We start from the raw sequence: 13476 nt of genomic DNA on the forward strand, positions 1-13476 counted from the left end.
TCAAAATCAGGAACGGCGTTTGGTTGCGGAGTCCATCCATACTGCCAGCAACAGAATCGCACCTTTGACGATATACTGCCAGAAGGTTGGTACATCCATCATACTCATACCGTTATCCAGTGAAGCCATGATGAATGCCCCCATTACTGCTCCGGCAACACTCCCCACACCACCTGCCAGACTAGTACCGCCAATCACGCAGGCTGCAATCGCGTCCAGCTCAGCGATATTACCCGCAGAAGGTGAACCAGCGCCAAGCCGCGAACTAAGAATTAACCCGGCGATGGCCACCATCAAACCGTTGATAGCAAATACGGCAAGTTTGGTGCGTTCAACGTTAATTCCAGAGAGTCGCGCGGCTTCCAGATTGCCACCGATAGCGTAAATGCGTCTCCCAAAAGCTGTTCGTGTTGCCATAAACATTCCTCCGAGCAACAGCAACGTCAGCAGCAGAACAGGTGTAGGAACGCCACGGTAATCATTCAGCAGCCAGATTGCACCTAAAACGATAATGGCGGTTAATGCCTGGCGACCGACTACTGCTGTAGATGCCGGGGACTGCAAACCCAAAGCCTGACGGCGCATTCTTCCGCGCCACTGCCAGCCGACAAAAGCCATTAAGCCAAGCGCGCCGATGATGAAACCGGTGCTGGCTGGTAGATAGCTTTGCCCAATTTGTGACATCGCGGCGCTGGTGGGTGAAACGGTCGTACCATTGGTGATGCCAATAAGGATGCCGCGAAATGCCAACATGCCCGCCAGGGTGACAATAAAAGAAGGTACTTTGCGATAAGCTACCCACCAACCATTCCAGGCACCGAGAAGCAGCCCCAGTACTAACGTAACAATGATGGTGAGTGGCAGCGGCCAGCCTAACCAGACGTCACAGATAGCGGCGACGCCACCTAGCAACCCCATCATGGAACCGACCGAGAGGTCGATTTCAGCGGAAATAATGACGAACACCATCCCTACTGCGAGGATGCCAGTAATCGCGGTCTGACGGAGCAAGTTGGATACGTTACGGGCGCTTAAATAGGCACCGTCAGTAGTCCAGGTAAAGAACAGCATGATGGCGATGATTGCAGCAATCATCACGAAGACTTGTAAATTCAGTGATTTCAGCACAGAGAAGCCACCGGATGTCGGTACGGCTAATTTCACTTCAGACGGATTGCTTTTCGACATGATGTTCGCTCCTCAATGCGGCTTCCATCACCTGCTCCTGAGTCAGGTTATGATTTATCAGGTTGGCTTTTAGTTTTCCTTCATGCATCACCAGTACACGATCGCTAAGACCAAGCACTTCAGGTAATTCAGAAGAGATGACAATAACGGCGATGCCTTGCTGGACGAGTTGGTTAATTAATTTGTAGATCTCGTATTTCGCGCCAATATCGATACCCCTGGTGGGTTCATCAAGAATGAGAATACGCGGGTTGAGTAACAGACAGCGTGCGAGGATCGCTTTTTGTTGATTGCCGCCGCTCAAACGTCCAATAGCAAGTTCCGGTGACGACGTTTTCACTTTGAGTTGCTGGATTGATTCCAGAATGCATTTTTGTTCTGCAGCATCATCAAGTTGGCTAATACCACTGGTAAATTTGTTGAGTGCGGCGAGGGTAATATTTTTGCCAACTGCCATTACCGGAACGATGCCATCGCGCTTTCTGTCTTCCGGCACCATCGCAATACCCTGAGCGATGGCTTGTTGGCAATTACGAATATCTACCTGTTCACCATCGATAAATATTTTCCCTTCCCACTGTCCGGGCCAGACGCCAAACAGACATTGGATGGTCTCGGTGCGCCCGGCGCCGACTAACCCTGCAATACCCAGTATTTCACCGCGTTTCAGAGAAAAAGAAACATCGTTAACCCGTTTAATATGACGATTAACCGGATGCCATGCCGTCAAGTGCTCAATGCGTAATATTTCATCACCAGTGGTATGTGGTTCGTTAGGGTAAAGTGCTGTTAATTCTCGCCCTACCATCATAGTGATAATATCGTCTTCGCTCATTCCGGTTGCATCGCGGGTTCCTATATGCTGACCATCGCGAATAACGCAAATCGTGTCGGAAATTGCTTTGACTTCGTTGAGTTTGTGCGAGATATAGATGCAGGCTATGCCGTGTTGTTGCAGATCGCGAATAATATCCAGTAAAACCGTAGTTTCCAGCTCGGTTAATGAGGCTGTCGGTTCATCGAGAATTAACAAACGTACCTGTTTATTTAGCGCCTTGGCAATTTCAACCAGTTGTTGTTGCCCAAGCCCTAAGTCGCCAACGCGGGTATCTGGTGAAATGGATAAACTGACTTGTGCTAATAGCTTCTGGCAGCGTAGCGTCATCAGGTCATAATCCATAATACCATTATGGGTTATTTCATTGCCCAGAAAGATATTTTCCAGCACGGTCAATTCTTTCACCAGCGCTAATTCCTGGTGAATGATGGCGATACCTTTTTGTTCGGTATCGCGAATATGGCTCGCCTGGATTACTTCACCTGCAAAAATAATTTCACCTTCATAACTACCAAAAGGATAAATTCCGCACAGCACTTTCATTAATGTTGATTTACCCGAACCGTTCTCACCACAGAGTGAGACGATTTCGCCAACGCTCAACCGCAAACTGACGTTATCAATTGCCTTCACCGTGCCAAAGGTTTTGGTAATGTTCTTCATTTCAAGTAGATAAGACATAACGACTCCACCTAAGCCAATCAATTCACGCGGCATGGAGAGAAATCACACCCCCGGCCAGCGCCGGGGAGGTAACGCTTAAAGCTCGCTCTCTTTGTGGAATCCGTCTTTAATTACCGTATCCTTGATGTTGTTTTTATTCACATCGATAGGTGTCAGCAGGCGGGATGGAACATCTTTCAAGCCATTATTTAACGTAGTATCTGCTTTCGGTTCCTGGCCATTGCCCAACTCAACGGCAATTTCTGCCGCGGTATTTGCCAACAAAGTAATAGGTTTATACACCGTCATGGTTTGCGTTCCCGCTGCAATACGTTTAACTCCCGCGAGATCCGCATCCTGGCCGGAAATAGCCACTTTCCCTGATAAACCTTGCGCGCTTAATGCCTGAATTGCCCCACCGGCGGTAGCATCGTTTGAAGCGACAACTGCATCAATTTTGTTATTGTTAGCTGTCAGCGCGTTTTCCATAATTTTTAGCGCATTTTCTGGTAACCAGCCATCAACCCATTGGTCGCCAACGACTTTAATTTTTCCTGAATCAACATAAGGTTTTAATACTTTCATTTGCCCGGCGCGGAACAGTTTGGCGTTGTTATCGACCGGGGAGCCGCCCATCAGGAAATAATTTCCTTGCGGGACGATATCGACCAGGGCTTTTGCTTGCAGTTCACCGACTTTTTCGTTATCGAAAGAAATATAAAAATCGATATCCGCGTCGTTAATCATGCGATCGTAAGCTAATACTTTAATACCTTCTTGTTTGGCTTCTTTTACAACGTTACTTAATACCTGACCGTTATATGGAATAATGACGAGAACATCGACGCCCCGGTTAATCATGTTTTCAATCTGCGACATTTGGGTTTCTTCATTGCCATTTGCAGATTGCACGAATACTTTCGCACCGAGAGATTCCGCTTTTTTCACAAAGATATCACGATCTTTTTGCCAGCGCTCAAGACGGAGATCATCAATTGCCATTCCTATTTTGACTTCTTTGGCGTGCGCCGCGACGTTTGTAAGCAGGAGTGAGGTGCAAAGGGTGAGTAAAATATTCTTTATTTTCATGGTGTAGAGGCCTTCTTTTGTTAGAGGACAGCTTTAATAAGTAACAATCACCGCGATAAACGTAATCAATTTTTAGCAACTAAACAGGGGAAAACAATTACAGATTTTTATCTTTCGATTACGATTTTTGGTTTATTTCTTGATTTATGACAGAGATCTTACTTTTGTTGCTTAATTGTACTTGTTGCATTTTTCTCTTCGAGGAATTACCCAGTTTCATAATTCCATATTATTTTGCGAGCTAGCGCACACTTGTGAATTATCTCAATAGCAGTGTGAAATAACATAATTGAGCAACTGAAAGGGAGTGCCCAATATTACGACATCAACCATCACACGCGGCATTACCTGATTATGGAGTTCATTATGCAAGCCTATTTTGACCAGCTCGATCGCGTTCGTTACGAAGGTCCAAAATCCTCTAACCCGTTAGCATTCCGTCATTACAACCCCGACGAACTGGTGCTGGGCAAGCGTATGGAAGACCACTTGCGTTTTGCCGCCTGCTACTGGCATACATTCTGCTGGAATGGAGCGGATATGTTTGGTGTAGGCGCGTTTAACCGTCCGTGGCAGCAACCTGGCGAGGCATTGGCACTGGCGAAGCGTAAAGCTGATGTCGCATTCGAGTTCTTCCACAAATTACATGTGCCATTTTATTGCTTCCATGACGTGGATGTTTCTCCGGAAGGCGCGTCGTTAAAAGAGTACATCAATAACTTTGCGCAAATGGTTGATGTGCTGGCTGGCAAACAAGAAGAGAGCGGTGTGAAACTGTTGTGGGGAACCGCTAACTGCTTTACTCATCCTCGCTATGGCGCGGGCGCGGCGACGAATCCAGATCCCGAAGTCTTTAGCTGGGCGGCAACTCAGGTCGTTACCGCGATGGAAGCGACGCATAAGTTGGGCGGTGAAAACTATGTATTGTGGGGCGGTCGTGAAGGTTATGAAACTTTACTGAATACTGACCTGCGTCAGGAACGTGAACAGCTTGGTCGCTTTATGCAGATGGTTGTTGAACATAAACATAAAATAGGCTTCCAGGGCACATTACTTATCGAACCGAAACCGCAAGAGCCGACTAAACATCAATATGACTACGATGCCGCGACGGTCTATGGCTTCCTGAAACAGTTTGGTCTCGAAAAAGAAATTAAACTGAATATTGAAGCTAACCACGCGACGCTGGCGGGTCACTCTTTCCACCATGAAATTGCCACCGCCATTGCGCTTGGTCTGTTCGGCTCAGTCGATGCTAACCGCGGCGACGCGCAGCTTGGCTGGGATACTGACCAGTTCCCGAACAGTGTGGAAGAGAACGCGCTGGTAATGTATGAAATCCTTAAAGCAGGCGGTTTCACGACCGGCGGTCTGAACTTTGATGCCAAAGTACGTCGTCAGAGTACTGATAAGTATGATCTGTTCTACGGTCATATTGGGGCGATGGATACGATGGCGTTGGCATTGAAAATTGCAGCACGCATGATTGAAGACGGCGAATTGGATAAACGCGTAGCGCAACGTTATTCCGGTTGGAATAGCGAACTGGGTCAGCAAATCCTGAAAGGCCAAATGTCACTGGTGGATTTAGCAAAATATGCTCAGGAACATAATCTGGCTCCGGTGCATCAGAGTGGACGCCAGGAGCAGTTGGAAAACCTGGTAAATCATTATCTGTTCGACAGATAACGGCTAATTGCGCAGTCTCAAGCCCGGTTATCGGTAGCGATACCGGGCATTTTTTTAAGGAACGATCGCTATGTATATCGGGATAGATCTTGGCACATCGGGCGTAAAAGTTATTTTGCTCAACGAGCAAGGTGAGGTGGTCGCTTCGCAAACGGAAAAACTGACCGTTTCGCGTCCGCATCCACTCTGGTCGGAGCAAGATCCGGAACAGTGGTGGCAGGTGACTGATCGCGCGATGAGAACCCTGGGTGAGCAGCATTCTCTGCGAGACGTTAAAGCATTGGGTATTGCCGGGCAAATGCACGGTGCAACTTTACTTGATGCTCAACAGCGGGTGCTACGTCCTGCCATTTTGTGGAACGACGGGCGCTGTGCAGAGGAGTGCGTTTTGCTGGAATCGCGAGTTCCGCAATCGCGGACGATTACCGGCAACCTTATGATGCCCGGATTTACTGCGCCTAAATTGCTGTGGGTTCAGCGGCATGAGCCGGAGATATTCCATCAAATCGACAAAGTATTATTACCGAAAGATTATTTGCGTCTGCGTATGACGGGGGAGTTTGTTAGTGATATGTCTGATGCGGCTGGCACCATGTGGTTGGATGTCGCAAAGCGAGATTGGAGTGATGTCATGCTGGAGGCTTGCCAGCTATCTCGTGATCAGATGCCAGCATTATACGAAGGCAGCGATATTACTGGCACTTTGCTACCCGAGGTTGCAAAAGCGTGGGGAATGGCGGCGGTGCCAGTTGTCGCGGGCGGCGGTGATAATGCGGCAGGTGCGATTGGTGTGGGTATGGTGGATGCCAACCAGGCAATGCTGTCGTTGGGAACTTCGGGGGTTTATTTTGCAGTAAGCGAAGGGTTCTTAAGCAAGCCGGAAAGTGCCGTACACAGCTTTTGTCATGCTTTACCGGAGCGTTGGCATTTAATGTCTGTAATGTTGAGTGCGGCATCGTGTCTGGACTGGGCGGTGAAATTAACCGGCATGGGTGATGTTCCCGCTTTAATTACTGCAGCGCAGCAGGCTAATGAGAGTGTCGATCCTGTCTGGTTTTTACCTTATCTTTCCGGCGAGCGTACGCCGCACAATAACCCACAGGCAAAGGGCGTTTTCTTCGGTCTGACCCATCAGCACGGCCCCGCGGAACTGGCGCGTGCCGTACTGGAAGGCGTGGGGTATGCGTTAGCCGATGGTATGGATGTCGTACATGCCTGCGGCATTCAACCGCAAAGTATTACATTGATTGGTGGTGGCGCACGTAGCGAGTACTGGCGCCAGATGCTGGCGGATATCAGTGGTCAGCAACTAGATTACCGCACAGGCGGCGATGTGGGGCCTGCATTGGGCGCAGCGAGGCTGGCTCAGATTGCGATGAATCCAGATAAATCACTCGCTGAACTGTTACCACAACTGCCGTTGGAACAGTCGCATCAGCCGGATGCACAACATTATGCTGCTTATCAGCCACGACGAGAAACTTTCCGTCGTCTCTATCAGCAACTTCTGCCGATGATGACATAATATTTTCCCCTGTCTTATGTGACGGGGGATAATTCACAACTATGTATATTTATAATTTATTAATTTTTTATATGAATTTATTCTGAAAATCATTTGTTAATGGTGTTTTTCAGTTTTGTCTTTTGTTGGTTACTCGTAATGTATCGCAGGTAGATATGGAGATCGTTATGAAAACCTCAAAGACTGTGGCAAAACTATTATTTGTTATCGGGGCGCTGGTTTATCTGATAGGACTATGGATCTCATGCCCATTGTTAAGCGGCAAAGGCTATTTTCTTGGCGTGTTAATGACGGGGACTTTTGGCAACTATGCCTATCTGCGCGCAGAAAAACTTGGGCAACTGGATGAATTCTTTATTCGTGTCTGCCAGTTAGTTGCGTTAATCACTATCGGTCTTTTGTTTATCGGTGTTTTAAATGCGCCCATTAACGCGTATGAGATGGTGATCTATCCGCTCGCCTTTTTCGTCTGCTTGTTTGGTCAAATGCGCTTGTTCCGCACGGTATGATCGGCATAAAGCTCTTAATGATTCAGGAATGAAAGGAAATCTGTGATGGAAAACAAAATATCAACCTATTCTCCAGCATTCGGTATTGTGTCATGGATAGCTCTCGCAGGCGGTATCGTTACCTATCTGTTAGGGCTATGGAATGCAGAGATGCAGTTAAATGAAAAAGGGTATTATTTTGCCGTGTTGGTGTTAGGGCTGTTTTCGGCAGCTTCCTATCAAAAGACCGTTCGGGATAAATATGAAGGCATTCCTACTACGTCTATTTATTATATGACCTGCCTGGTGGTCTTTATCATCTCTGTCGCTTTACTGATGGTAGGTCTGTGGAATGCAACGTTATTACTTAGTGAAAAAGGTTTTTATGGATTGGCCTTCTTTTTAAGCTTGTTTGGTACGGTAGCGGTGCAGAAGAATATCCGTGATGCCGGAATCAACGCATCAAAAGAAACGATGACTGTGCAGGAAGAATATAGCGAATAACCCACGTAAGCCCGGTCACACTGACCGGGTTTTTACTTAACTCACTAATCTGTTTTTGTCGATTCGTTGCACCAGCACAGAAAGTAACAAACTTGCTGCCAGCGTCGCGCAAAAGATCCAAATAATATCCAGTATTGGCCAGTTTTTAAGCTCAATACCACCGGTACGCAGCGCATGGATAATCAACGCGTGGAATCCGTATATACCTAAAGAATGGCGGGATATCAGCCCAAGCCCGCGAATAGTGTGCGTATCCAGAGTATTTTTTACCAGAGTCAGTAACGCGATTGCGCAGATAAAAACCATCGGTCCACAGTAAAGATACCAGGTATCGGCAAAGTTTCCGCGCCACTGTAATTCATATAATGTCCCACGAGAGATAATAAATACTCCCGCTATAAACAGTGCGGCACTCATCCACGATAGAGATTTATGTTGTGTGTTCATCATCCCAATGGCGCGGCCCAGCATGCCATACAGGATGTAGTAAAAAGTATCGCCATTGATATATAAGTTAATTGGTAACCATTCAAAACCGTCGATCTTCTGGGGCACTGTGTTTGGGTTGGCGATGATGCCAATCACCACCATTAGCACCAGCAACATTTTACCGCTGATGTTTTTTACCTGAACCAGTGGCGAAACCAGATAAATCACCGCAATCGCGAAGAAAAACCATAAGTGATAAAACACCGGTTTTTGCAGCAGTTTTTTCAGCGATAACTCCACATTGATGGAGGTAAACAGCGCAATGTAGAGCAGTGCGACGACGCTATAAAACAGCAGACACAAGCCGATACGCAAGAAATGACGCGGTTGGGCGCTACGTTCGCCAAAAAAGAGATAGCCGGAAATCATGAAAAATAGCGGCACGCTGACACGAGAGGCCGAATTTAGAACATTCGCGATATCCCAGGTTACAGGGCTAACATTATGGGCATTGGTCACATACCAGGTAGTGGTATGAATCATCACCACCATTAAACAAGCTATCCCTCGCAGGTTATCAATCCAATAAATTTTGGGCTGCATCTGTGTCTCTGTATCTGGTTAAAAAAAGTCTGACCGATAAATCATTCGGCTGATGCAATGGAATAATCTGAGTTTGATCACTACATCTTAGAGATGCTTGAGAAAATTTATAAGATCCAGCCACTATACCGATATTAATAATAAGACTCACCTGCAAACCAGACGGTAATTTAACGATGATGAACTATTTCTTTCCGGCAATGACGCTCATTGTGTTAGTGGGATGTTCGGCACCACCACCCGAACAGAAAGCGCAACGGGTAAAGGTTGAACCGCTGCGTTCGTTGAATATGGAAATCTTGTGCAAGGAGCAGGTGGCAAAACGTTATAACACTGGCGAGCAAAAAAACGACGTCATCGCGTTTGAACAGTTCCAGGGGAGCTATGAAATGCGTGGTTATACCTTCAGGAAAGAACAGTTTGTCTGTTCTTTTGACGCGGATGGCCATTTTTTGCATCTTTCCATGCGTTAAGCGCAGCCTTTTTCCCGTTTCGTACTGTATATCTTCCATCCAGCGGGTATACTGATCCCTTCCTTTAAATCCACACGTATCCAGCACGAAATAATATGCAAAAGTTTGATACCAGGACCTTCCAGGGCTTGATCCTGACCTTACAGGATTACTGGGCTCGCCAGGGCTGCACCATTGTTCAACCATTGGACATGGAAGTCGGCGCGGGAACCTCTCACCCAATGACCTGTCTGCGCGCGCTGGGGCCAGAACCGATGGCGGCTGCTTATGTTCAGCCTTCTCGTCGCCCGACCGATGGTCGTTACGGCGAAAACCCCAACCGTTTACAGCACTACTATCAGTTCCAGGTGGTGATTAAGCCATCACCGGACAATATCCAGGAGCTGTACCTCGGTTCTCTGAAAGAGCTGGGCATGGATCCGACTATCCACGATATCCGTTTCGTGGAAGACAACTGGGAAAACCCGACGCTGGGTGCCTGGGGACTGGGTTGGGAAGTGTGGCTGAACGGCATGGAAGTAACGCAGTTCACTTACTTCCAGCAGGTTGGTGGTCTGGAGTGTAAACCGGTTACCGGTGAGATCACCTACGGTCTGGAACGTCTGGCGATGTATATTCAGGGCGTAGATAGCGTTTATGACCTGGTCTGGTGCGACGGCCCGCTGGGTAAAACCACCTACGGCGACGTCTTCCATCAGAACGAAGTGGAGCAATCCACCTACAACTTCGAATACGCGGATGTGGACTTCCTGTTCACCTGCTTCGAGCAGTACGAGAAAGAAGCACAGCAATTGCTGGCGCTGGAAAATCCGCTGCCGTTGCCAGCCTACGAGCGTATTCTGAAAGCCGCCCACAGCTTCAACCTGCTGGATGCGCGTAAAGCCATCTCTGTCACCGAGCGTCAGCGTTACATTCTGCGCATTCGCACCCTGACCAAAGCAGTGGCAGAAGCATACTATGCTTCCCGTGAAGCCCTCGGCTTCCCGATGTGCAACAAAGACAAGTAAGAGGCGGCCATGTCTGAGAAAACTTTTCTGGTGGAAATTGGCACTGAAGAGCTGCCACCAAAAGCACTGCGCAGCCTGGCAGAGTCCTTTGCTGCGAACTTTACTGCGGAGCTGGATAACGCCGGTCTCGCACACGGTACTGTTGAATGGTTTGCTGCTCCGCGTCGTCTGGCGCTGAAAGTGGCTAACCTTGCGGAAGCACAGCCTGATCGTGAAATCGAAAAACGTGGCCCGGCAATTGTCCAGGCATTTGACGCCGAAGGCAAACCGAGCAAAGCTGCAGAAGGTTGGGCGCGTGGTTGCGGGATCTCCGTTGACCAGGCTGAGCGTCTGACTACTGACAAAGGTGAATGGTTGCTGTATCGCGCTCACGTGAAGGGCGAAAGCACCGAAGCGCTGATACCGAACATGGTAGCTACTTCGCTTGCGAAATTGCCGATTCCGAAACTGATGCGCTGGGGCGCAAGCGACGTACACTTCGTGCGTCCAGTTCATACTGTGACTTTGCTGCTGGGCGATAAAGTCATTCCGGCAACCATTCTGGGTATTCAGTCCGATCGCGTGATTCGCGGCCACCGCTTTATGGGCGAGCCGGAAATTACTATCGATAATGCCGATCAATATCCGGAAATTCTGCGTGAGCGCGGTAAAGTCATCGCTGATTACGAAGAACGTAAGGCGAAGATTAAAGCCGATGCCGAAGAAGCCGCGCGTAAGATTGGCGGTAACGCTGACTTAAGCGAAAGCCTGCTGGAAGAAGTGGCTTCGCTGGTGGAATGGCCTGTCGTTCTGACTGCGAAATTTGAAGAGAAATTCCTCGCGGTGCCGTCTGAAGCACTGGTTTACACCATGAAAGGTGACCAGAAATACTTCCCGGTGTATGCGAACGACGGCAAATTGCTGCCGAACTTTATCTTCGTTGCCAACATCGAATCAAAAGATCCGCAGCAAATTATCTCCGGTAATGAAAAAGTCGTTCGCCCGCGTCTGGCGGATGCGGAGTTCTTCTTTAATACCGACCGTAAAAAACGTCTGGAAGATAACCTGCCGCGTCTGCAAACCGTGCTGTTCCAGCAACAATTAGGTACGCTGCGCGACAAGACTGACCGCATTCAGGCGCTGGCTGGCTGGATTGCTGAACAGATTGGTGCTGACGTCAACCACGCGACCCGTGCGGGGCTGCTGTCCAAGTGTGACCTGATGACCAATATGGTCTTCGAGTTCACTGACACTCAGGGCGTGATGGGTATGCACTACGCGCGCCACGATGGCGAAGCGGAAGATGTGGCTGTCGCGCTGAACGAGCAGTATCAGCCGCGCTTTGCTGGTGATTCTCTGCCGTCTAACCCGGTGGCCTGTGCGCTGGCGATCGCTGACAAGATGGATACTCTGGCTGGTATCTTCGGTATTGGTCAGCATCCGAAAGGCGATAAAGACCCGTTTGCGCTGCGTCGTGCGGCACTCGGCGTGTTGCGTATTATCGTCGAGAAGAACCTGAACCTCGATCTGCAAACGCTAACCGAAGAAGCGGTGCGTCTGTACGGCGATAAGCTGACCAACGCAAATGTGGTCGATGACGTTATCGACTTTATGCTTGGCCGTTTCCGTGCCTGGTATCAGGACGAAGGTTATACCGTCGACACCATCCAGGCCGTTCTGGCGCGCCGCCCAACTCGTCCGGCAGATTTCGATGCCCGTATGAAGGCCGTATCGCACTTCCGTACTCTGGAAGCAGCGGCTGCACTGGCGGCAGCGAATAAGCGCGTATCCAACATTCTGGCGAAATCTGACGAAGTCCTGAGCGATCGTGTGAACGCATCTACCCTGAAAGAGCCGGAAGAAATTAAGCTGGCGATGCAGGTGGTTGTACTGCGCGACAAGCTGGAGCCATACTTCGCTGAAGGTCGTTACCAGGATGCGCTGGTCGAACTGGCTGAACTGCGTGAACCGGTTGACGCCTTCTTCGATAAAGTGATGGTTATGGTTGATGATAAAGATCTGCGTATCAACCGTCTGACCATGCTGGAAAAACTGCGCGAATTGTTCCTGCGCGTTGCGGATATTTCGTTGTTGCAGTAATAACTCCTTTAGTAAAAAGCCTGCCAGATTGGACTGCACCCCAAAAGTTGGACACCCAACTGATTAAGGTGCAGTTTTTTATGGCAAAGCCAAAATATTCTCTCGAAACCAGATTAGCTGTCGTTAATCATTATCTTGCCGGACACGATGGCGCACGTCGTACCGCTGAACGTTTTGGTGTTGAAGAAATATCTGTGCGACGCTGGGTAAGAGCCTGGCAACTCCACGGTATTGATGGTATTACATGGAAAAATGACCGCCACTCTCCTGAGTTTCGACTGACGGTTGTTCTGAAGGCTCTGAGTGAAGAACTTACCATGCGCGAGGCCGCCGCACGGTTTAATATCTCAAATGAATCCGTGGTCCGGCACTGGGTGAAGGTTTACAAAGACACTGGTGAAGAAGGACTTCTGAACATAAAACCAGGTCGGAGCAAGGACATGACAAAACCTCAAAAAACACCTCCACTTACCGATGCAGAACTGGAAAAGTTATCTCCCGAAGAACTGCGGGCGGAACTCCGTTACCTTCGCGCAGAGAATGCCTATCTAAAAAAGCTGAAGGCCTTAGTTCAAAGCGAGAAAAACGGCAGAAAGCCCGGATAATCAGTGAGCTAAGGCTTAAGCATGCGCTCGGTGATCTTCTGCGTGCAGCGGGTATGTCCCGCAGTACGTGGTATCACAATATGAATGCCCTGAAGCGAGTGGACAGGCATGCCGGACTGAATGAACTGAGGAAGGCGATAGAGGACTATATCCATTATTATAACAACGAGCGGATCAGCCTGAAATTAAAAGGCCTGAGTCCGGTAGAATACCGAACCCAGCCCCTGAAAGCCGCTTAACATGAACTGTCCAACTTTATGGGGTCAGTCCAAGACAAATAAAAAAATCCCCGCCAA

Annotated in this window: 12 protein-coding genes and 1 pseudogene; 9 read left to right on the plus strand and 4 right to left on the minus strand. The window is 48.7% G+C overall.

The annotated features are described in order from the left end of the window. Positions 1-6: 6 nt before the first annotated feature. The 3 genes from xylH to xylF form a co-directional block, all read right to left on the minus strand. Positions 7-1188 (minus strand): xylose ABC transporter permease XylH, encoded by a 1182-nt coding sequence (gene xylH, locus A1WG_RS12305; protein WP_000045999.1) that lies wholly within the window; start codon positions 1186-1188, stop codon positions 7-9. Then, positions 1166-2707: a D-xylose ABC transporter ATP-binding protein gene (gene xylG / locus A1WG_RS12300; protein WP_000120891.1), complete on the minus strand. Its 1542-nt coding sequence runs from the start codon at positions 2705-2707 to the stop codon at positions 1166-1168. Before xylG ends, xylH begins: the two co-directional genes overlap by 23 nt. Positions 2708-2785: 78 nt before the next feature. After that, positions 2786-3778 carry a D-xylose ABC transporter substrate-binding protein gene (gene xylF, locus A1WG_RS12295; RefSeq protein ID WP_000694882.1) on the minus strand — a complete coding sequence of 331 codons (993 nt, stop codon included), beginning with the start codon at positions 3776-3778 and terminating at the stop codon, positions 2786-2788. 366 nt (positions 3779-4144) lie between these two features. Here xylF and xylA point away from each other — a divergent pair, with 366 nt between their 5' ends. From xylA to yiaA, 4 genes are all read left to right on the plus strand, one after another. Then, on the plus strand, positions 4145-5467 hold the full coding sequence (gene xylA / locus A1WG_RS12290; protein WP_001517327.1) for a xylose isomerase: 1323 nt from the start codon (positions 4145-4147) through the stop codon (positions 5465-5467). Between the two features lie 70 nt (positions 5468-5537). Then, on the plus strand, positions 5538-6992 hold the full coding sequence (xylB, locus tag A1WG_RS12285) for a xylulokinase (protein ID WP_001517326.1): 1455 nt from the start codon (positions 5538-5540) through the stop codon (positions 6990-6992). A 167-nt stretch (positions 6993-7159) separates the two neighbouring features. Then, the gene (gene yiaB, locus A1WG_RS12280) at positions 7160-7501 is read left to right on the plus strand and encodes an inner membrane protein YiaB (RefSeq protein ID WP_001517325.1); all 342 of its coding nucleotides are present in this window, start codon (positions 7160-7162) and stop codon (positions 7499-7501) included. Positions 7502-7546: 45 nt separating this feature from the next. Further along, the gene (gene yiaA, locus A1WG_RS12275; protein WP_001517324.1) at positions 7547-7984 is read left to right on the plus strand and encodes an inner membrane protein YiaA; all 438 of its coding nucleotides are present in this window, start codon (positions 7547-7549) and stop codon (positions 7982-7984) included. Between the two features lie 36 nt (positions 7985-8020). On the opposite strand, the gene A1WG_RS12270 is transcribed toward yiaA, so the two are convergent. Beyond that, positions 8021-9016 (minus strand): acyltransferase, encoded by a 996-nt coding sequence (locus tag A1WG_RS12270; RefSeq protein WP_001182628.1) that lies wholly within the window; start codon positions 9014-9016, stop codon positions 8021-8023. A 176-nt stretch (positions 9017-9192) separates the two neighbouring features. Between A1WG_RS12270 and A1WG_RS12265 the strand changes: the two genes are divergently transcribed. From A1WG_RS12265 to A1WG_RS24860, 5 genes and pseudogenes are all read left to right on the plus strand, one after another. Continuing rightward, positions 9193-9489, plus strand: coding sequence for a YsaB family lipoprotein (locus A1WG_RS12265; RefSeq protein ID WP_001517323.1), 297 nt, complete (start codon positions 9193-9195; stop codon positions 9487-9489). A 95-nt stretch (positions 9490-9584) separates the two neighbouring features. Next, positions 9585-10496 (plus strand): glycine--tRNA ligase subunit alpha, encoded by a 912-nt coding sequence (glyQ, locus tag A1WG_RS12260; protein WP_001168542.1) that lies wholly within the window; start codon positions 9585-9587, stop codon positions 10494-10496. A 9-nt stretch (positions 10497-10505) separates the two neighbouring features. Further along, the gene (gene glyS, locus A1WG_RS12255; protein ID WP_001517322.1) at positions 10506-12575 is read left to right on the plus strand and encodes a glycine--tRNA ligase subunit beta; all 2070 of its coding nucleotides are present in this window, start codon (positions 10506-10508) and stop codon (positions 12573-12575) included. A gap of 80 nt (positions 12576-12655) precedes the next feature. Beyond that, positions 12656-13180 (plus strand): helix-turn-helix domain-containing protein, encoded by a 525-nt coding sequence (locus A1WG_RS12250; RefSeq protein WP_001517321.1) that lies wholly within the window; start codon positions 12656-12658, stop codon positions 13178-13180. 137 nt (positions 13181-13317) lie between these two features. Further along, positions 13318-13419, plus strand: a pseudogene (locus A1WG_RS24860) (IS3 family transposase); the annotation flags it as partial. Positions 13420-13476 lie beyond the last annotated feature (57 nt).

It is taken from the genome of Escherichia sp. KTE96, from assembly GCF_000408525.1.
Lineage (GTDB): Bacteria > Pseudomonadota > Gammaproteobacteria > Enterobacterales > Enterobacteriaceae > Escherichia > Escherichia marmotae.